13 protein-coding genes and 1 pseudogene are annotated in these 20,130 nt (G+C 59.0%); 11 read left to right on the forward strand and 3 right to left on the reverse strand.

What is annotated here, in order from left to right; translation table 11 throughout:
- Positions 1 to 91 precede the first annotated feature (91 nt).
- The 3 genes from DX909_RS28600 (at position 92) to DX909_RS28610 (ending at position 6,240) form a co-directional block, all read left to right on the forward strand.
- Entirely contained in the window at positions 92 to 3,574 is a 3,483-nt protein-coding gene (locus DX909_RS28600; RefSeq protein WP_128548682.1) for a DUF1553 domain-containing protein, read from the forward strand.
- A gap of 17 nt (positions 3,575 to 3,591) precedes the next feature.
- The gene (locus DX909_RS28605) at positions 3,592 to 5,040 is read left to right on the forward strand and encodes a DUF1501 domain-containing protein (protein WP_128548683.1); all 1,449 of its coding nucleotides are present in this window, start codon (positions 3,592 to 3,594) and stop codon (positions 5,038 to 5,040) included.
- Positions 5,041 to 5,121: 81 nt separating this feature from the next.
- Positions 5,122 to 6,240, forward strand: coding sequence for a mechanosensitive ion channel family protein (locus DX909_RS28610; protein ID WP_128548684.1), 1,119 nt, complete (start codon positions 5,122 to 5,124; stop codon positions 6,238 to 6,240).
- A gap of 95 nt (positions 6,241 to 6,335) precedes the next feature.
- Here DX909_RS28610 and DX909_RS28615 read toward each other — a convergent pair whose 3' ends face one another.
- The gene (locus DX909_RS28615; protein ID WP_128548685.1) at positions 6,336 to 7,661 is read right to left on the reverse strand and encodes a Gfo/Idh/MocA family protein; all 1,326 of its coding nucleotides are present in this window, start codon (positions 7,659 to 7,661) and stop codon (positions 6,336 to 6,338) included.
- 22 nt (positions 7,662 to 7,683) lie between these two features.
- Positions 7,684 to 8,679, reverse strand: coding sequence for a formylglycine-generating enzyme family protein (locus tag DX909_RS28620; RefSeq protein ID WP_128548686.1), 996 nt, complete (start codon positions 8,677 to 8,679; stop codon positions 7,684 to 7,686).
- Positions 8,680 to 8,842: 163 nt separating this feature from the next.
- Here DX909_RS28620 and DX909_RS28625 point away from each other — a divergent pair, with 163 nt between their 5' ends.
- From DX909_RS28625 to DX909_RS28635, 3 genes are all read left to right on the forward strand, one after another.
- Positions 8,843 to 10,732 carry an ABC-F family ATP-binding cassette domain-containing protein gene (locus DX909_RS28625; protein ID WP_128548687.1) on the forward strand — a complete coding sequence of 630 codons (1,890 nt, stop codon included), beginning with the start codon at positions 8,843 to 8,845 and terminating at the stop codon, positions 10,730 to 10,732.
- 107 nt (positions 10,733 to 10,839) lie between these two features.
- Positions 10,840 to 11,490, forward strand: coding sequence for a DedA family protein (locus DX909_RS28630; RefSeq protein ID WP_128548688.1), 651 nt, complete (start codon positions 10,840 to 10,842; stop codon positions 11,488 to 11,490).
- Between the two features lie 108 nt (positions 11,491 to 11,598).
- Complete coding sequence (locus tag DX909_RS28635) at positions 11,599 to 12,834, forward strand: hypothetical protein (protein WP_128548689.1); 1,236 nt, start codon at positions 11,599 to 11,601, stop codon at positions 12,832 to 12,834.
- A 25-nt stretch (positions 12,835 to 12,859) separates the two neighbouring features.
- Here the strand turns inward: DX909_RS28635 and DX909_RS28640 are convergent, their stop codons facing one another.
- The gene (locus tag DX909_RS28640; protein WP_128548690.1) at positions 12,860 to 13,372 is read right to left on the reverse strand and encodes a gamma carbonic anhydrase family protein; all 513 of its coding nucleotides are present in this window, start codon (positions 13,370 to 13,372) and stop codon (positions 12,860 to 12,862) included.
- A gap of 154 nt (positions 13,373 to 13,526) precedes the next feature.
- Here DX909_RS28640 and DX909_RS28645 point away from each other — a divergent pair, with 154 nt between their 5' ends.
- The 5 genes and pseudogenes from DX909_RS28645 to DX909_RS28665 form a co-directional block, all read left to right on the forward strand.
- Positions 13,527 to 15,944, forward strand: coding sequence for an SLBB domain-containing protein (locus DX909_RS28645; RefSeq protein WP_445480878.1), 2,418 nt, complete (start codon positions 13,527 to 13,529; stop codon positions 15,942 to 15,944).
- A gap of 54 nt (positions 15,945 to 15,998) precedes the next feature.
- Complete coding sequence (locus DX909_RS28650) at positions 15,999 to 17,126, forward strand: GNVR domain-containing protein (RefSeq protein ID WP_128548691.1); 1,128 nt, start codon at positions 15,999 to 16,001, stop codon at positions 17,124 to 17,126.
- Positions 17,123 to 18,103, forward strand: coding sequence for a GDP-mannose 4,6-dehydratase (locus tag DX909_RS28655; protein WP_128548692.1), 981 nt, complete (start codon positions 17,123 to 17,125; stop codon positions 18,101 to 18,103). Before DX909_RS28650 ends, DX909_RS28655 begins: the two co-directional genes overlap by 4 nt.
- A gap of 10 nt (positions 18,104 to 18,113) precedes the next feature.
- Entirely contained in the window at positions 18,114 to 19,454 is a 1,341-nt protein-coding gene (locus tag DX909_RS28660) for a flippase (protein WP_128548693.1), read from the forward strand.
- Between the two features lie 426 nt (positions 19,455 to 19,880).
- Positions 19,881 to 20,130 (forward strand): annotated as a pseudogene (locus tag DX909_RS28665) (nucleotide-diphospho-sugar transferase); the annotation flags it as partial.

A 20,130-nucleotide genomic window follows, 5' to 3' on the forward strand; every position in this document is an offset into this window, starting at 1 on the left:
ATTATAAGGAGTGGCGATATTCGATTCTTTTTAATTTGGCGGGCGTCCTATAAAACCTTAAATTTGTAGTATTTCCCTAACCCCTTTTCGTATGCGTTGCTCAACCGACATACGATTTCGAGCGATAGCGCTCAGTACGGCGATCTGCCTGTTCTCGGTAGCGGTCTGGACCTCCTGCGGCCGAAGCGTCGAGAAACCGGCAGAGATCGTTGCCCTGGAAAGCCGCCTGCCCGAAAAAGTCGATTACAATCTCCATATCAAGCCCCTGCTCTCGGACCGCTGCTTTGCCTGCCACGGTCCCGATAAAGCCAAACAGAAAGCCGGCCTGCGGCTCGACATGCCCGACGTGGCTTTCACCGCCCTCGAAAAATCAGGTAACACCGCCATCGTCCCCGGTAATCTGGCCGAAAGCGAACTGTACCACCGCATCGTCTCGTCGGACCCCGATTACATGATGCCGACGCCGGAGTCGCACCTGAGCCTGACCAACGAGGAAAAGGCGCTGATTATCCGCTGGATCGAGCAGGGCGCCGAATACAAACCGCACTGGTCGCTGATCGTTCCGAAAGTGGCCGAAGTGCCGAAAGTCAAAAACCCGGCCTGGGTGAAAAATGAGATCGACGCCTACGTCCTGAAGAAACTGGAAGAAAAGGGCCTCCGGCCCGCTCCCGAGGCCGACAAGGCGACGCTGCTGCGCCGGGTGACGCTGGACCTGACCGGTCTGCCGCCCACGGTGGCCGAAGTGGACGCCTTTCTGGCCGATAAAAGCCCCGACGCCTACGAAAAAGTAGTGAACCGGCTTCTTCACAGCCCGCAGTACGGCGAACGCCAGGCCGCGGAATGGCTGGATGTGGCCCGGTATGCCGATACGCACGGCTATCAGGACGACGGCCTGCGGACCATGTGGCCCTACCGCGACTGGGTCATCCGGGCCTACAACCGTAATCTCCGGTTCGATAAGTTCATCACCTGGCAGCTGGCGGGCGACATGCTCCCCCATCCCACCCGCAACATGCTCCTGGCGACGGCCTTCAACCGCAATCACCAGCAGAGCCAGGAAGGCGGTATCGTCGACGAGGAATACCGGGTCGAATACGTGGCCGACCGCGTCAATACCTTCGGCAAGGCCATGCTTGGCCTGACCGTAGAGTGTGCCCGCTGCCACGACCACAAGTATGACCCCATCAGCCAGAAGGATTATTATTCGCTGTTCGCCTTTTTCAACAATAACAATGAGCGCGGCCAGATTCCCTACGACGGCGAACCGGCCCCGACCCTGACGCTGACCTCGCCCGAGGTGGAAAAGCAGTTACGGTTTATCCGGACGCAGCTGGCCCCGATCGAGCAGCGGCTGAATCCCAACCGGCCCGAATATCAGAAAGCCTTCGGGCAATGGATGGGTTCGGCGGAGCGTTATCCGCCCATTTTCATCAACACCGGCCTGATTGCCCATTATACCTTCGATGAATCCGACCCCATCGACTTCAAGGCATACGAACATTCGGAGGAAAAGAAGAAAAAGGACGAGGAACGCCGGAAGGAGGACGAAAAGCGGCAGAAAGAAAATGAGCGCCGGAAACTGGCCGGTCTGCCGGAAATCAAAAAGCCGGTTGTTCCCAAAACCCGCGAAGAACTGGCGAAAGACCCCCGCAACGCCTTCTGGAACCAGGTAAACGACACCCTTCCCGCGCGGCTGGGGGGCGACCCCGAAAGCCTGCCCTACCAGATTGCCGGAAAAGTGGGCAAAGCGCGGTTCCTGCCGGGGGACAGTTATATCGAGCTGCCCCGCAAGCTGGGGGTGTTCGAGCGGACGCAGCCCTTTACGATCAGTTCGTGGCTCAACGTTCGGAAGCCGGGCCTGGAAGGGATGCTGATGGGCCGCTCCGACGGGCCGTTCGACGGCAACCGGGGCTATGAGATCAACCTCCTGCCCGACGGCCGCATCAAGGTAACCCTCAGTCACGTCTGGCCCGCCAACAGCCTCGACATCGAGTCGGTCGGGAAGATTCCGTACAAGCAGTGGTTTCATGTGGCGATGACCTACGACGGTTCCAGCCGGGCGCAGGGCATCCGGCTGTATCTCAACGGGCAGCCGGCGCCCGTCCGGATCGTGACCGACAACCTCTACCACAGCATGGACGAGGGCAAAAACGGAAAGCACTGGGTACGGTATCCGTTCTTCATCGGGCGCTGGCACGACCATTACATCAAGGATTTTGCAATCGACGAACTGCGGATCTATAACCGCAGCCTCACCCCGCTCGAAGTGCCGCAGCTGGCCGGCCGGCCCGACGCCCTGACCGCAGCCCTGCGCACGCCCCCGGCCCGCCGGACGCCCGCCCAGCGAACCGGTCTGTATAACTATTATGTCACGGTGGTGGATTCGGCCTATCATAAAGCCTTCGGGGAAGCGACGGTTTACCGGAATCAGGAGATCAGGCTATACAACAACTCCGACCAGGTCATGGTCATGCAGGAGCGGAAATATCCGCGCCGAACCTTCCTGCTTCAGCGCGGGGCCTACGACGCCCCCGGCGCGGAGGTGTCGGCCAACACGCCTACGCAGCTGATGCCGTTCCCGGAAGATTACCCGAAAAACCGCCTGGGGCTGGCCCGCTGGCTGCTCCACCCCGACAACTCGCTGTTCAGCCGGGTGATGGTCAACCGGTTCTGGCAGCAGTATTTCGGGCAGGGCATCGTAAAAAGCAGCGACGACTTCGGCAACCAGGGCGACCTGCCCTCGCATCCCGAACTGCTGGACTATCTGGCCGTCCGGTTCCGGGACGGTGCCGGCGGCTCCGGACCCTGGAACGTCAAAGCCTTCCAGAAATTCATTGTCATGTCGGCCACCTACCGGCAGTCGTCGGTCGTGGACCTGAAGAAACGGGAAGCCGACCCGGACAACCATTATTTCTCGCGGGGGCCCAGCTACCGGCTCTCCGCCGAACAGATCCGCGACAATGCGCTGGCCACCGGCGGGCTGCTGACCCGGAAGATCGGCGGGCCGAGCGTCCATCCCTACCAGCCGTCGGGCATCTGGGAGGCCCTGGCAACCCGCAATGCCGTCAACTACGTGCAGAACCACGGCGACAGCCTCTACCGGCGGTCGATGTATACGATCTGGAAACGGTCGTCGCCCCCGCCGATGATGCTCAACTTCGATGCTTCCGAACGGCACGTCTGCATCGTCCGGCGGCAGAAGACCTCGACCCCCCTGCAGGCGCTGGTGACGCTCAACGATCCGCAGTTCGTCGAAGCCGCCCGGGTGCTGGCCCAGCGGATTCTCGGCGCGAACGGAACGGCATCCGGAGCAACCGATCCGGAACCGGCCGCAATCGATTTTATGTTCAGGGCAGTGACGAGCCGCCCGGCCCGCCCGGCGGAGGTCGAACTGATGAAACGGCTTTATTCGGAGGAACTGGCCGACTTCCGGAAAAATCCGAAGCGGGCGGCCGAGTTACTGACCGTCGGGGAATATCCGGTCGAAAAAGCCGTTCCGGCTACGGAACTGGCCGCCTGGACGGTCGTCGCCAGCACGATTATGAATATGGACGAAGCGATTATCAAGCGGTAAGTTGAACCAATAAGGCGATGTACAACCTCGAAGACGAAATACACGATCAGTTCAGCCGCCGGACCTTTCTGGGTAAATCCAGCGCCGGTCTGGGGGCCCTTGCGCTGGCGTCCCTGCTGAACCCCAGCCGGCTGTTTGCGGCTTCCGGGGAGAACAAGGCGCCGGGCAACCCGCACTTTTCGCCGAAGGTGAAGCGGGTGATCTATCTGTTTCAGAGCGGAGCCCCTTCGCAGCTCGAACTGTTCGACTATAAACCGAAACTGGAGACGATGTGGGGCCAGGACCTGCCCGAATCCGTCCGGAAAGGCCAGCGGCTCACCGGCATGACCGCCGGCCAGAGCCGGTTTCCGCTGGCGGCTTCCAAATTCCGCTTCGCCCAGCACGGCCGCAGCCGGATGTGGGTCAGCGAACTGCTGCCCTATACTTCGAAGATCGTCGACGATCTGTGCTTCATCCGGTCGATGCATACCGAAGCCATCAATCACGACCCGGCGGTGACCTTCTTCCAGACCGGCAGCCAGCAGGCCGGACGGCCATCGTTCGGCTCCTGGATCAGCTACGGGCTGGGGTCCGACAACCAGAACCTTCCGGCGTTCGTCGTGCTACTCTCCAAAGGCCGCAACGGCGACCAGCCGCTGTATGCCAAGCTGTGGAGCAACGGTTTTCTGCCTTCCGTGCATCAGGGCGTCGTCTTCCGCTCCGGCCCCGACCCGGTTTATTACCTGAACAACCCGCCGGGCATCGACAGGACGAGCCGGCGCCGGATGCTCGACTACCTCGGCAAACTGCATCAGGAGCAGTACAAACACGTGCTGGACCCCGAAATCAATAACCGGATGGCCCAGTATGAAATGGCGTACCGAATGCAGACCTCCGTGCCCGAGACGCTCGACATTTCCAAAGAGCCGGATTACATCTTCGATATGTACGGCCCGGATTCGCGCAAGCCGGGGACGTTTGCGGCCAACTGCCTGCTGGCCCGCAAACTGATCGAAAAAGACGTCAAATTCGTGCAGCTCTACCACCAGGGCTGGGACCAGCACGGCAACCTGCCGAACGACATCCAGATTCAGACCAAAAGCGTGGACCAGCCGTCGGCCGCCCTGATCATGGACCTCAAGCAGCGCGGTCTGCTCGACGATACGCTGGTAATCTGGGGCGGGGAGTTCGGCCGGACCAACTATTCGCAGGGTAAGCTGGCGAAAGACAACTACGGCCGCGACCACCATCCGCGCTGTTTCACGATCTGGATGGCCGGGGCCGGCATCCGGAAGGGCATGATCTATGGCGAAACCGACGAATTCGGCTATAACATCGCCCGGGATCCGGTACACGTCCATGACTTTCAGGCCACCATCCTGCACCTGATGGGCGTTGATCACGAAAAGCTGACCTTCAAACACCAGGGCCGTCGCTACCGCCTGACCGACGTCGCCGGCAAAGTGGTGAAGCCCGTTCTGGCCTGACCGCCGGTCCGCGGAGTCAAAATCCCGAAACCCTCTTTGTTGCGGGTCGTTATAGAAGAGAACCACCTCTTGTAGCAACGTATGAACTGGACGGATTTCTGGGATAATTTAGGACCTTTCGGGACTGAAATCGAGCGCTGGCTGCGCCATAACCGCAACCTTTCGGGCTGGCTGATGCTGTTGATTTCGGTCGGCTGCGGGCTGCTGGTCAACCTGATCACCGGTCAGACGGTCAGCTTCATTCTGCACCGGCGCCCGGTCGAGGTCCTGGCGCTGCTGCGGCAATACGCGCGGAAAGCCTTCTATTTCTTCGTTCCGTCCCTGATTTTTCTGGTCGTCGTCAATCTTCAGGAAAGGGCCTTACAGCGCTACCCGCTGGCTTCCAGGGCCGCCGAGATAGCGTTCATCATGACGACCACCTGGCTGGTCGTGCAGCTGCTGAAAGTGGGCGAGAAGTCGATCATCCGGCGGTACGACACCGCCAACGACCAGAACCTCCAGCTGCGGAAGTTCGTGACCCAGATCGGCTTTCTCCGTCAGCTTTTCACCATCGTGGTGGTGGTCATCGGCTTTTCGATCCTGCTGCTTTCCTTCAACGGGGGCCGGAAAATCGGCCTGAGCTTCCTGACCTCGGCGGGGATTGCCTCCGTCGTGATCGGTTTTGCCGCCCAGCGGACCATCGCCAATCTGCTGGCCGGGGTGCAGATTGCCTTTACGCAGCAGATTCGGGTCGAGGATGCCGTCGTGGTGGAGAATGAGTGGGGACGTATCGAGGAAATCAACCTAACGAGCGTGGTCGTGCGGCTCTGGGACCGTCGCCGGATGATTCTGCCGATCACTTACTTCATCGAAAAGCCTTTCCAGAACTGGACGCGGTCGCAGGCGTCGGTGCTGGGCACGGTCCTGCTGTATCTGGATTATAACGTCCCGGTCGAACGGATTCGGGAAAAGGCCCGGAAACTGGTGGACGACAGTCCGCTCTGGGATAAGGAAGTATGCGTAGTGCAGGTGACCGATACCCGGGAAACCTGTGTGGAAGTGCGGATACTGATGTCGGCCCGGAATGCCGGGGAAGCCTTCGATCTGCGTTGTTTCGTGCGGGAGCAGATGGTGGTCTTCCTGCGCGACGAATACCCGGAGAGCCTGCCGAAAACCCGGCTTCAGCTGACCGAGACGACGACTCCGCAGCCTCTTTCGTGAAGAAGCCACCCCCTCCATACCAAGGAGGGGGTGGCTTCGCAGGGCGTAGAATATGGCGGAGCACTCCCCCTCCATACCAAGGAGGGGGGTGGTCTTTACACCGCAATCGTTTTGCCTGGAACGGCGATCGGATAGAAACCGTCGGCCTGCGGCAGAATTTTCGGCTGAGCATCCCAGGCCAGTTTGGTCGGGAACAGGTCGATCTGCGAGTTGAGCGCTTCTTCCCATTTCACCACCTTGCCCGAGTAGGTCGCCATCCGGCCCATGATGGCCGTCAGCGTGCTTTTTGCGCCGTTTTCGGCATCGGCGAACTTATACTGGTTTTTGGCGATGGCCTCGAACAGCTCGTCGTGTTCGACCTGATACGGATTGCCGTCGGCCTTGACGTTGTGCGTATACAGGGCGTTGCCTTTATAATCTTTCAGGATGCTGTTGCGGCCGAACGAATCGACCCGGCCTTTTGTCCCGACGAACATCTCGTCCACTTTGCTGAACGTCCCTTCGTAGTGACGGCACTGGCTGTTGATCGTGGTTCCGTCGGCATACTGGTAATCGACGAGGTGGTGGTCGAAGATTTCGCCGTGTTCCTTGCCCGTCCGCACCTGACGGCCGCCCGTGCCCTGGCAGGATACCGGATACCCGTTTTTCACCCAGTTGGCCACGTCGATGTTGTGAATGTGCTGCTCGTTGATGTGGTCACCGCAGAGCCAGTTGAAGTAATACCAGTTGCGCATCTGGTATTCCATTTCGGTCTGGTTGGCCTGACGCGGTTTGGTCCAGACGCCCCCGCTGACCCAGTACACCGATCCGCCGACGATGTCGCCCAGCATGCCGTCGTGGATGCGTTTGATCATTTCGCGGTAGTTGCCCTGGTAATGGCGCTGCAGCCCTACTACCACGTTCAGTTTTTTCTTTTTGGCCTCTTCGGCAGCCGCCAGCACCCGCCGGACGCCCGGCGCGTCGGTCGCCACCGGTTTTTCCATGAAGATGTGCTTGCCCTGCTTCACGGCTTCCTCGAAGTGCATCGGCCGGAAACCCGGAGGGGTTGCCAGAATCACCACATCGGCCAGCGGAATCGCCTGTTTATAGGCCTCGAAGCCGACGAACTTGCGCTCATCGGGCACGTCGACCCGCTTGGCAACGTCGGGTTTCTGATTCAGGTTCTTGAACGACTCGTCCAGCCGGTCCCGGAAGGCGTCGGCCATCGCGACGATCTTGACGTTCTGTTTCGTGCTGAGGGCCTGCATGGCGGCACCGGTTCCCCGGCCACCGCAACCGACCAGGGCAACCTTGATGGTATCATCCGCAGATGTATGGAAGCCGTACCCGGCCGAAAAGGAAGGCAAACTGGTCAACAGGGCTCCGCCTGTCAGCAGACCGGATTGTTTCAGAAACTCCCGGCGATTGGATTCGTTGGACATGGGGCAAAAAGGTTTAGACAAATCAATAATCTTCAATCAAAGGCGGATTATAATACGCCTTAATCTCTTCTTCGGACGGCTGTTTGGCCGGCCGTACCACCCGGAAACCGACGAACGACGCGCTCGTCAGCCACCACTCGCTCTTGGGCGTCTGCGGGTCGAGCACCTTCCACGAGGGGTCGGAGGGGGTGCGGGCCGCCGAACGCAGCACCAGCGGCTCGTCGTCCCAGGAGCCGCCCCGCACCGAATTCGGGTAGAGCTGCGTCACCTTGGCGTAGGGTTCCGTGACGGTGCCTTTCGCCTTCTGGGCGTAATAATCCGGAATATACTGGTCGAGGGTCCATTCCATCACGTTACCGTGCATGTCGTGCAGCCCCCACGGATTCGGTTTTTTAGTGCCGACTTTCTTGTAAGACCCTCCGCTGTTGCCGTTGAACCAGGCAAACTGGTCGAGCAGCTTGGGGTCGGCCCCGAACGAGTAGGGCGTTTTGGTCCCGGCGCGGCAGGCATACTCCCACTCGGCTTCAGTCGGCAGGCGGTAAAAAATGCCCGTTTTGGCATATAGCCAGGCACAGAACTTGATGGCCGAATACTGGGTCATGTTGATGGCCGGATAACCCGCCCGGCCCATACCGAAAGACATATCTACATACGGCGGGCTGGGACGCGTGACGGCGTCGGTTTTTGCCAGGTCGAAGCCCGGATTCTTGGCCGCCATCTCCTTTTCCATGTTATGGAACGAGAAAAGGTCGAACAAATCCCAGGTCACCTCCATTTTGCCCATCCAGAACGGCTCGATTTTTACCTTATGCTGCGGCCCCTCGTCAGGCTTCCGCCCTTTCTCGGCTTCCGGACTACCCATCATGAACTCTCCGCCCGGAATCGCGACCATGTCGTAAGTCAGGGTACTACCGGCAATGGATTGGGTATAGGATTGTAAGGCGGTGGGGGGTTGTGCCCGGACGAATGCACTCAGACTACAGGCAGCTACCAACAAGGCGGCTTTTTTCAATTTCATGGAACAGGTTGACCGATACTGTGAAAACAAATGGCCAAAATACGCCATTTTCAGACAGTTCACTATCATGGACTGTCGGTTTTTCAGTCAAAAGCCGGGATTCCGGAAAATCTAACCTTCGTTTGCCGAGAAACCGGTAACTTTGTCTGTAGTTAAAGTACGTATGAATTATTTATCCGCAGAAAGAATATCCAAATCCTTCGGTGACAAATGGCTGTTCCGGGAAGTCACCTTCGGACTAAGCCGGGGTGATAAAGTAGCCATCGTGGGCGCCAACGGAACCGGCAAATCCACCCTGCTGTCGATCCTGGCCGGAAAGATGCCGCCCGACGACGGGCTGGTCAGCCTCCGGAAAGACATTTCGGTCGGGTTTCTGGACCAGCAGCCGGAACTGGACGACGCCCTGACCGTGATGGAAGTGGTCCTGACGGGCGACAATCCGGCCCTGGCCGCCATCCGAAACTACGAGCAGGCCCTGCTGTCGGACGATACGGAGGCTCTGGACCGCGCCATGCAGCGCATGGATACGCTCCAGGCCTGGGATTTTGAAACCCAGATGAAGCAGATCCTGGGGCAGCTCGGCATCCAGGACGTGACGCAGCCGGTTTCGACCCTCTCGGGCGGACAGCGGAAGCGGGTGGCGATGGCTCAGGTGCTGATCGAAAACCCCGAGCTGCTGATCATGGACGAACCGACCAACCACCTCGACCTGGAAGCGATCGAATGGCTCGAAAATTACCTGTCTACCAATAACTCCACCCTGCTGCTGGTGTCGCACGACCGGTATTTTCTGGACCGGGTCTGCAACCAGATCGTCGAGCTGGACCAGCAGACGCTCTTCAGCTATAAGGGCAATTACGCTTATTATCTGGAAAAGAAGGCTGAACGGCAGGCCATCGCGGCCGCCGAGGTCGACAAGGCCAAAAACCTCTTCCGACGGGAGCTGGACTGGATGCGCCGGCAGCCGAAAGCCCGCGGCACGAAGGCGCAATACCGGATCGATGCGTTCGAAGACGTGAAGGAAAAAGCCCACCAGCGGCTGAATAACGACCAGATGGAGCTGAACATCCGGACGCAGCGGCTGGGCAGCAAGATCATCGAACTGGAGAACGTCAGCAAGCGGTTCGGCGACAAGCAGCTGCTCGACCACTTCACCTACACCTTCCGGCGCAACGACCGCATCGGGGTGATCGGCAAGAACGGGATGGGCAAAACCACCCTGCTGAATATGATCACCGGCGAAATGCGCCCGGATTCGGGCCGTATCATCACCGGCGGAACGGTCAAGATCGGCTACTACACCCAGACGGAACTGAACCTGCCGGAAAACCAGCGGGTGATCGACGTCGTGCAGGACGTGGCCGAGGTCATGAAGCTCGGCACCGGCGAAACCGTCTCGGCCTCGCAGTTTCTCCAGCACTTTCTGTTCGACCGCCCGAAGCAGTACGACTACGTGCACAAGCTGTCGGGGGGAGAGAAGCGCCGGCTTCAGCTGCTGCTGGTGCTGGTGCAGAATCCCAACTTCCTGATCCTCGACGAGCCGACCAATGACCTCGACATTACGACGCTGAACGTTCTGGAAGAGTTTCTGCTCAATTTTCCGGGCTGCATACTGCTTGTCTCGCACGACCGTTATTTCATGGATCGGCTGGTCGAACATTCATTTGTGTTTGAAGGAAACGGCAGGATTCGCGACTATCCCGGTAATTATACCGATTACCGCGAATGGCGGGCCGCCGTCCCGGAGCGAAAGGAGTCCGCCGGCGAACCGAAGAAAAAACCGGCCGACGACCCAAAAGTCCAAACCGCTGAACCTAAGGATGGAACCGCCGATAAAAAGCGCAAGCCGTCCTTCAAAGAGATCCGGGAATATGAGGAACTTGAAAAAATAATTGAGGAACTCGAACAACGGAAAGCCGGTTTATTAAGTCAACTGAACAGCGGTTCCGGTAACCATGAGGAACTGACTACCTGGGCCCGCGAAATCGAACGCATCGAACAGGAAATCTCCGAAAAATCCGACCGCTGGCTCGAACTCGCAGAACTAATGTAAATGATTGAGTGATAGAATTTTGAATGATTGAATGACGCTCCGCAGTGCCAGATTGGCAGCGCACCATTCAATCATTCAACAATTCAATCATTCGACAACTCCCTTCCATGGATCAGATCGTTGAGTTTTTCCAATACATGCTGAATTCCGAGGAGATCATCCGGACGGGTGGGCTGGTATTGATCACCCTCATCATTTTTGTAGAAAACGGTCTTTTCTTCGGTTTTTTTCTGCCGGGCGACTACCTGCTGTTTCTGTCCGGCGTGTTTGCCGGCACCCGAATGCTGGACGTGCCGCTCTGGCTCCTGCTGTTGTGTATCTTCTGCGCGGCCGTCCTGGGCTCCCTGGTGGGCTATCTGTCGGGCCGTTACTTCGGCGACCGGCTCCAAAACCGACCCGATTCGCTCTTTTTCAAGAAAAAGCACATCGAATCCACCCGTGAATATTTCCTCAAGTACGGCAGCCGGACGCTGGTGGTGGCCCGCTTTCTGCCCGTGATCCGGACGTTTGCGCCGATCCTGTCCGGTCTGATCCGGATGAACTTCCGGTATTTTATGCTTTACAATATCCTCGGCGGGGCGGTCTGGGTCTTATCGCTGGTCGGGGGCGGGTATTATTTCGGTGAGAAATTCCCGTGGATCGTCGACTACGTCCACTACATCATCATTTTCTTCCTGGCCGTTACAACTTTCACGGTGATTCGGGGTTATCTGAACGCCCGGAAAGATATGAAGGAAAAAGAGCCTGAGGAGGCTTAACGGACGCACTCAGGGCGAAAGTTTTGCTGCGAAGGCCTGAAAAGCCGCTTTTTCAAGCCTTCGGTCGGTCCCGGCGCGGCCGCCGGCCCAACACCCTAACTCAACGATATGAAAGCCCTTTTCGGAACGGTAGCCGGATTCGTTCTGGTGTTGCTGGGCATCCATCTTTTCGGCGATGTCCCGGTTTCCCGGATTCTGCAAAGCTTCGGCGTCCCGCCCCTGGCGCATCATTTCAACGATCTGCACGTCATCACTTCGGCGGCCCGGTGCGAGATGCCGTACGAAGACATTCTGGCCGGAAAGTGCCGGACCGGCTACGCCACCCTCAACTACCCCCAGATCTGGCTGCCGCTCACCCGTTTCTTCAATGGGTTCGTTCCCGAAACGGATTACACCGCCCTGCTGATCCTGATCGCCTTCGCGCTCGTTTACCTGATCGTTCTCTACCGCTTTTCGAAGAAAGCCGGGTGGATTCCTGCGGCCGCGTTCTGCTCGCCGGTGACGCTCCTGGCGATGGAACGGGCCAACAGCGATCTGATCATCTTCGGTCTGCTCGTCTTTTTTGTCCTGCTGCTCCACCGCAGGGTGTCCCGGCCGATTTCCCGCATGGCGGCCTGCGCCCTTCTCCTGCTGGCCATTCTGCTGAAACTGTATCCGCTGGCTGCCATCGTGACGCTACTGCACCGAAAGCTCTACCCGTATGCTCTGGCTCTCAGTGCCCTGACGATTGGCTATCTGTTCCTGACCGCCGGTGACCTGAAGCTGATTTCGGCCGTGACTCCGAGGGCTTTCGACCTTTCCTACGGCCAGTTTGCGGTGTTTGACCGATTTGGGGCGCTGGCGATCCGGCATCTGCCGGTAGCATTCGGGTCGTCGGCGCTCCACCGGGTTTCGGCGGTGGTGACGGCCCTGCTCGCGGGCGTTCTCCTGTTTCTGATGAGAAGCTATAAAATCCGGTGGCCGGAACCGGGGCCTGCCCTGCCGCCGGTTACCGTCGATCTGTTTCTGACCGGCGCTGCGGTATACTGCCTGACGTTTGTCCTGGGAAACAACTGGGATTACCGCGTCATCTTCCTCCATCTCTGCCTGCCGTACGGCTCGTTTCTGCTGGCCGACGCCCGGCTGAAACGGTTTGGCTATGGGCTGGCCGGCGTCGTTCTGTTCCGCTCCTGGCTTAATCTGCTGCTCTACGGTACGATTCAGTTACCGGGTTTCGCGTCCAAACTGGTCATTCTATTGAAGGAAACCATCGACTGGACCTTGTTTGCGGCCTTTCTGTTCGTGCTGTTCTCCGTTCTGCTCCGCGAACTGCCGTTGCTGCGGCAATCGTTCCGGCGGGAATAAGGGCGGAGTGCCTGAGGCTCCGCCCTTATTCCCGGAACCAGCCGGCGTACAGGACGTAATTGTTGGCCGTCCGCATGAAGATTTCCTCCAGTTCGGGCGTCACGGCCTTCAGGAAGCGGGCGGGGTTGCCGGCGTAGACCGAGCCCGGCGGCACTACGGTATTCTGCGTGACGATGGCCCCCGCGGCAATGATGGAGCCCGTTCCGACCACGGCGCCGTCCATCACGATGGCCCCCATCCCGATCAGCACCTTATCCTCGACGGTGCAGCCGTGAACGACGGCGTTGTGGGCAATGGATACGTAGTGGCCGATGGTAGTTTTGAAACGCTGGTACGTACAGTGGATCACGGCACCGTCCTGCACGTTGCAGTAATTGCCGAGGGTAATGGAATTGACGTCGCCCCGCACCACGGCGTTGAACCAGACCGTACAATGATGCCCCATTTTCACTTCTCCGACGATCGTTGCGTTATCGGCAAACCAGCATTCGTCTCCAAATTCGGGCTGAATTCCCCGGACCGGTTTGATCAAAGCCATCTTTAGTAAATTTTTTCTCGCTGGACCGTTCCACCGAACATTTCGGCGATTTAGCACTTTTTTAATACAAAAACCCGCTTTCCGCCCGTTGCCTATATAATGAGGGAAGGAAACGATCAATTCGTAACTTTGGGTGCTATATTACTTTTACTGCATGAACGGTAGCAAAAGGAGACGTTATTTATTGATCGATCCGTATCCAGTCCATCTGTTGTTCCGGCATCTGACTGTCCTATCCATTCTTCTGTTCCTGGTTTCGGTGCCGGGTGTTGCCCAGCAGCCGACCCGGGCCGATCAGATGAGTGATGAACAGCTGATTCAGTTTTACCAGCGTGCCCAGGCCGGCGGTCTGACGGAGATGCAGATCGAGCAGGCCGCCATGTCGCAGGGATATACGCTGACAGACATTGCCAGGATGCGGCAGCGGATGGCCAGAATCCGGCAGCAGCAAAGCAACCGGGCCGGGCAGTTTTCCGGCGACACGCTGAACAACCGCATGCAGCAGGGCGATCTTTCCCAGCGGCAGTTTTCACTGCTCGACAGCCTGAACCAGCTTCGACGCGACACCAGCCGGCGACCCGTGGTGTTCGGGGCCTCGCTGTTTCAGGGAACCACCCTCACCTTCGAACCGAACCTGCGCATCGCCACCCCGCGAAACTATGTTCTGGGGCCGGACGATGAACTGGTGGTGGACATCTTCGGCAACTCGGCCGAGAATTTCCGCCTGCGCATCAGCCCGGAAGGAACCGTCCGGATGCTGAACCTGGCCCCGATTTTCGTCAGCGGGCTGACCATCGAACAGGCCGAGCAGCGCATCATCGGGCGGCTCCGGCAGGCCTACCAGGGCCTGAACCGCCCCGGCAGCGGCACCTCCGCCAGCGTGACGCTCGGCAGCATCCGCAGCATCCGGGTCACACTCGTCGGGGAAGTCGTGCGGCCGGGCACCTACACCATCTCGTCGCTGGCGACGGCCTTCAACGCCCTCTATCTGGCGGGCGGCCCCAATCCGGAAACCGGCTCATTCCGTACTATTCAGGTGATGCGGAACAACCGGGTCATCCGGACCATCGACCTCTACGACTACCTGCTCCGGGCCGACCGCAAGGACGACATCCGGCTGCTGGACCAGGACGTGATCCGGGTCAACGATTACGGCACCCGGGTGGAACTGGTCGGGCAGGTCAAGCGGCCGGCGGTGTATGAAACCAGAACCGGCGAAACCCTCCGGAACGTGCTGGCCTTTGCGGGCGGCTTTACCGACCGGGCGTATACCTTTTCCATTACGCTGCGCCGGAACACTCCCCGCGAACTGCGCATATCCACCATCACCCAGGAACAGATCGAGTCTTTCGTGCCCCAGTCGGGCGATAAATACACCGTCGGCGAAATCCTGAATCGCTACGAAAACCGGGTGACGGTGTCGGGGGCGGTGATGCGGCCGGGCGAGTATGCCTTCGGCGACGGCATCGCGTCGGTGCGGTCGCTCATCGACCGGGCCGAGGGCCTTCGGAAGGACGCCTTTCTGAACCGGGCGGTGCTGTACCGCGAGCGCCCCAATACCGACCTCGAAGCCATCCCGTTCGATGTCGGCCGGCTGATGCGGAACGAGGTGGAAGACATTCCGCTGGCCCGGCAGGACAGCATTCACATTTACTCGGTCCGGGATTTACGGGAAGCGTATTCGGTCATCATTCAGGGCGCGGTCAACCGGCCGGACACCTTCCAGTTCGTTTCGAACATGAGCGTAACGGACCTGATTGCGCTGGCGGGCGGCTTTCAGGAGGGCGCCACACCCACCAGGGTCGAGGTGGCCCGCCGGATCCGGGAGGACACCACCAGCCTGACCGGCCGCGAAACCATCCGAATTTTTCAGTTCGACATCGACCGGGAACTGCGGCTGAATGCGGCCGACTCCCGTTTTCTACTCAGACCGTTCGACGCCGTCTATGTCCGCACCTCTCCCCAGTATGAAGTGCAGCAGAACGTTTTCGTAGGCGGAGAAGTGCAGCACCCCGGCTATTATGCCATCCAGTCGCGGGTGGAGCGGATCTCCGACATCATCCGGCGGACCGGCGGCCTTAAACCGGGCGCCTTTCTGGTGGGGGCGCGATTCTCCCGGCGCGGCAACGCCATCGCCACCGATCTGCGGGCCATTCTGGAAGACCCCGGAGTCAGCGGAAACCTGCTGCTGGAAGCGGGTGACTCGCTGTTTATTCCCAAACGACCGGAGGTGGTGACGATCGAGGGGGCGGTTCTGAACCCGTCCATCGTCAGCTATTCGCAGGGTTTCCGGTTTATGGATTATGTGACCCAGGCCGGCGGATTTACGGATAACGCCCGGCAGAAACGGGCCTACGTTGTTTATTCCAACGGACTGAAAGACAGAACCAAACGATTTTTGTTCTTTAAGAAACGACCGAGAGTGGAACCAGGATCGACCGTGATCGTTCCCTTCGAACCGCTGGACGACCGCCGGCTGACCCCCGGTGAACGCATCGGTATCATTTCCGTCATCGGAACCCTGACGGTCACGCTGGCCACGGTGGTCATCAACCTCGTCAGATTGTTTTAAAAGGCACCCGAAAGCCGGGCGGCACGCCCGGTCTGAATCATAAAAGGTCGCTCCATGACAGTTTCAGCGCATCAATCCCCGGTTCCGTCGGACGTCGATGACGAGTTCGTTCAGATTCGTCCGGCCGACCTCCGGAAATTTCTGCAGCGCAGCCGCACCGCCGTTCTGGGGTTCGCCCTGCTGGGAGCGGTGGCCGGTATCTATTATGCGTTTTCAAAGCCGGATGAATATACCTCCGAGGTCATCGTCATGCCCGAAGCCTCCTCGGGCGGTGGGGGCGGAATGGGCAATCTCGGTTCCATCGCCGGGCTGGCAGGCATCAGCCTGGACAATCCGGCCGGGGAGGCCGTCCGGCCCGATCTGTATCCGAACGTGCTGGAAAGCATCCCGTTTGCGCTCGACCTGCTTAAACAGCCGGTCTATGCCAAACAGTACCGGACCACAATGCCGCTTCAGACCTATCTGAAACGGCAGGGCCGGGAAACGTTTCTGGACCGGCTGACCGGAAGTACGGGCGATGCGGCCGATGCAGCCGTTCGGCCGCCAGCGCCGGCCAGCCTCCCTGACCCGAAAAATTACAGCAGGGCGCTCCAGATCACCCCGGAGCAGGAAGGGCTGGCCAATGCGCTTATCAGCCGCATCACGCCTACCATCGACCGCCGGACGGGCATGGTGACCATCGAAGCCAAAATGCCCGACCCGGTCGTGTCCGCCACGGTGGCCCGGCTTTCACTGGATTACCTGACGAACTACATCACCTCCTACCGGACGCAGAAAATCCGGAACCAGGCCGCCTTCCTGACCCAGCAGGTCGAGCAGTCGAAACGCCGGTATCAGTCGGCTGAATATGCCCTGGAAAGCTACCGCGACCGGAACCGGAGCCTGTACGGCGGTCTGGCCCGGCTGGAGGAACAGCGGCTTCAGGCCGATTATCTGCTGGCCCAAACCGTCTACAACGACCTTTCCCGGCAACTGGAACAGGCCAAAATCCGGGTGCAGGAAGAAACGCCGGTTTTCAAGATGCTGGAACCGCCCCGGATTCCGTTACGAAAAAGCGGCCCGCGACGAACGATGATCATCGTGGTCGCCATCGTGGCCGGTATGTTCGTCGGATTCGGCTGGACGCTGATGCGGATGCTTTTCTCTGGTCAACTTTTTGGTAAGCGAACTTCTTCAACATGAAAAAAGCATTGATTTGTGGCGTTTCCGGCCAGGACGGAGCCTATCTGGCTCACCTGCTGCTGAGCAAGGGGTATGATGTATACGGGGGCTCGCGCGATGCACAGATGGCTTCGTTTCAGAACCTGAACCGACTCGGCATCCGCCAGCAGGTGACGCTCGTATCGGTCAATATCAACGATTTCCGCAGCGTATTGCAGACCCTGCTGAAAATCAAACCGGATGAAGTCTATAACCTGGCCGGCCAGAGTTCGGTAGGTCTGTCGTTCGAACAGCCGGTCGAAACGCTGGAAAGCATCAGCATCGGGACGCTGAACCTGCTGGAAGCCATCCGTTTCAGCGAACTGCCGATCAAGCTGTACAATGCCGGGTCCAGCGAGTCTTTCGGGGATACGGGAACGCTTTCGGCCGACGAAAACACGCCCTTCCGGCCCCGCAGCCCGTATGCCGTCGCCAAGGCGGCCGCGTTCTGGCAGGTGGCCAACTACCGGGAAGCCTACCAGCTTTTCGCCAGCACCGGCATCCTGTTTAACCATGAATCTCCGCTGCGGCCCGAACGCTTCGTGACCCGAAAGATCGTGGCCGCAGCCTGCCGCATTGCCCAGGGCAGCGACGAAAAACTAACGCTCGGCAACATCGACATCGCCCGCGACTGGGGATGGGCCCCGGATTATGTGGAAGCCATGTGGCTCATGCTCCAGCACCCGAAGCCCGACGACTTCGTCATCGCAACCGGACACACCCGCAAACTGAAAGATTTCATCCGGGTCGTGTTCGAACAGGTCAATCTGGATTGGGAAGCCCACGTTCAGATCGACCCGTCGTTTTTCCGCCCGACCGACCTGGCCGAAGGAAAGGCCAACCCCGCCAAGGCAAAGCGCGACCTGGGCTGGTCGGCCCGGTACAAGATGGAGGATGTAGCCCGTCTGATGGTCGAAGCGCAGCTCAACGGGGTTTTTCATCCGGCCGCGGTCCGGTAACCACGTGTCAATGATCGGATTATCCCCTCAGAAACTCAGCAGTACCGCCCGAAAAGCGTTCGCCAATGCCGGCTGGGTCTTTTTCGACCGCATCTTCCGCATGGCTACGTCCATGATCGTCGGGGTCTGGTCGGCCCGGTATCTGGGTCCCGATCAGTTCGGTTTGCTGAATTTTGCCATCGTGTTTCCGTCGGTGCTGATGCCGCTGGCCGGGCTGGGTCTGGCCAACGTGCTGGTCACGGAGATCGTCCGCGAAAGCGACCCGGAAAACCGGCTGATGGGCACGGCTTTCTGGCTCCGGCTGGCCGCCGGGGTGGCCTCCCTCCTGCTGATTACGGCAGTAACGGAAATTTTTTACCGGGATCAGCCGCTGCTTCAGTCGATGATCCTGTTCACGAGTTCGGTGCTCATCAGCCAGAGCGTGGATGTGGTCGGGCTGTATTTTCAGTCAAGGGTAAAGGCCCGCACCTCCGTCATCGCCCGGAGCCTGGGCTTCGGGATTGCCACCGCCCTGCGGGTTTATTTTCTGGCAAATCAGTTCGACCTGCTGGCTTTCGCTTTCATCGTCTTTTTCGAAAATGCCGTTTCCGCCCTGATTCTCATCGTGTTCTATAACCGGGAGCAGGGCCGCCATATGTTGCAGTGGCAGTTCGACCGCCGGGTGGCCGCCCGGCTCATGCAGCTGGCCTGGCCGCTGATGATCTCGGAGTTTTTTATTTTCATCTACATGCGGGCCGACCAGTATATGCTCAAGGAACTGGCCAGTGACGCCGAACTGGGCAAATTCAGCGCGGCTCTGCGGCTTTCGGAGGTCTGGTATTTCATTGCGACGGCCATCACCTCCTCGTTTTATCCGTCGATCGTGGCGCTGAAGACCCGGAATGAGGAAGCGTTCCGGCAGGCCTTCCGGCGGCTGCTCGCTCTGCTTACCTTCATCAGCATCGCCATTGCGGTCGTGATCTCCTTCACGGCACCCTTCCTGACGAACCTGCTGTTCGGGCAGAAATACGCCGGAGTCGATCAGATCCTGATCATCCATATCTGGTCGGCGGTGTTTGTTTTTACGGGGGTCGGAAGCAGCTACTGGTTCGTTCTGTACGACAAGCAGCGGGTTCTTCTGATGAAAACGGTCGCCGGGGTGATCGTCAACGTCCTGCTGAACTTCCTGCTGATTCCGACGTATGGGGCCAGCGGAGCGTCGATCGCCACGTTGTTCGGTCAGATGACGTCCTCCTACCTGATGAACTACGCCATCGGCCTGGCCCGGCCGGTTTTCCGGATTCAGACGGCGGCTTTCGGCGACGCGCTCCGGCTGAGTTTCCTGCGGGATTTTATCCGTCGGCCCGGCTGACGGGTTTCAGGAGCCGGCCCATTGTGGGCTTCTTACCCTTTTCTTCGTGGCTTAACCATCGGGGCATACGATAATTTTCCGTGAAAATTTGGCTCAAAAGGCCGGATAAATTGTTCTTTTGGCAATACAATCCGCCGGCTATCTGTCTGTTAAATCATATGAATAGATTCAGCCGGCGCGTGGTCCATCCGGCGTTTCGCCCAATCCCGGTGTGACTTCAGGCCCGATCCTTCGTCTTTATCATAGGTCAGGCCGGTGCCATTTCCGGGAGAGCTAAAATGGATATCCGGCCGGTTCCCTGACAACTATTTCCGGGAATTTACTGTCCTCCACCTTACCCTGGTCACTTAGTTCACATGGAAAACGGCAGGAACTGCGTTATTGAATCGGCACCTAACCCAAACGGAACCCAAACTCAACGTAACGATGCAATTTGACATTCCCGTTCTCTTCCTCCTTTTCAACCGGCCGCAGCACGCCCGTCAGGTTCTCGATCAAATCCGGAGAATACGCCCTGCCGAGCTTTTCATCGCCGTGGACGGACCGCGTCCCGACCATCCGACGGACGCCGGGCAGGTGGCGGAATGTCAGGCGCTGGCCGATGAAATCGACTGGCCCTGTCAGGTACACCGGCTGTTTCAGGAAAAGAATCTGGGCTGTCGGCGGGCCGTCAGCA

It is taken from the genome of Larkinella soli (assembly GCF_003703975.1).
GTDB classification, from domain to species: domain Bacteria; phylum Bacteroidota; class Bacteroidia; order Cytophagales; family Spirosomataceae; genus Larkinella; species Larkinella soli.

Excerpts from the sequence above, each read along its gene's own strand:
- DX909_RS28655 (WP_128548692.1), top strand. The coding sequence starts at position 17,123 with ATGAAAAAAGCATTGATTTGTGGCGTTTCCGGCCAGGACGGAGCCTAT.
- DX909_RS28660 (WP_128548693.1), top strand. The coding sequence starts at position 18,114 with ATGATCGGATTATCCCCTCAGAAACTCAGCAGTACCGCCCGAAAAGCG.
- DX909_RS28600 (WP_128548682.1), top strand. The coding sequence starts at position 92 with ATGCGTTGCTCAACCGACATACGATTTCGAGCGATAGCGCTCAGTACG.
- DX909_RS28620 (WP_128548686.1), bottom strand. The coding sequence starts at position 8,679 with ATGAAATTGAAAAAAGCCGCCTTGTTGGTAGCTGCCTGTAGTCTGAGT.
- DX909_RS28615 (WP_128548685.1), bottom strand. The coding sequence starts at position 7,661 with ATGTCCAACGAATCCAATCGCCGGGAGTTTCTGAAACAATCCGGTCTG.
- DX909_RS28625 (WP_128548687.1), top strand. The coding sequence starts at position 8,843 with ATGAATTATTTATCCGCAGAAAGAATATCCAAATCCTTCGGTGACAAA.
- DX909_RS28635 (WP_128548689.1), top strand. The coding sequence starts at position 11,599 with ATGAAAGCCCTTTTCGGAACGGTAGCCGGATTCGTTCTGGTGTTGCTG.
- DX909_RS28605 (WP_128548683.1), top strand. The coding sequence starts at position 3,592 with ATGTACAACCTCGAAGACGAAATACACGATCAGTTCAGCCGCCGGACC.
- DX909_RS28645 (WP_445480878.1), top strand. The coding sequence starts at position 13,527 with ATGAACGGTAGCAAAAGGAGACGTTATTTATTGATCGATCCGTATCCA.
- DX909_RS28650 (WP_128548691.1), top strand. The coding sequence starts at position 15,999 with ATGACAGTTTCAGCGCATCAATCCCCGGTTCCGTCGGACGTCGATGAC.
- DX909_RS28610 (WP_128548684.1), top strand. The coding sequence starts at position 5,122 with ATGAACTGGACGGATTTCTGGGATAATTTAGGACCTTTCGGGACTGAA.
- DX909_RS28630 (WP_128548688.1), top strand. The coding sequence starts at position 10,840 with ATGGATCAGATCGTTGAGTTTTTCCAATACATGCTGAATTCCGAGGAG.
- DX909_RS28640 (WP_128548690.1), bottom strand. The coding sequence starts at position 13,372 with ATGGCTTTGATCAAACCGGTCCGGGGAATTCAGCCCGAATTTGGAGAC.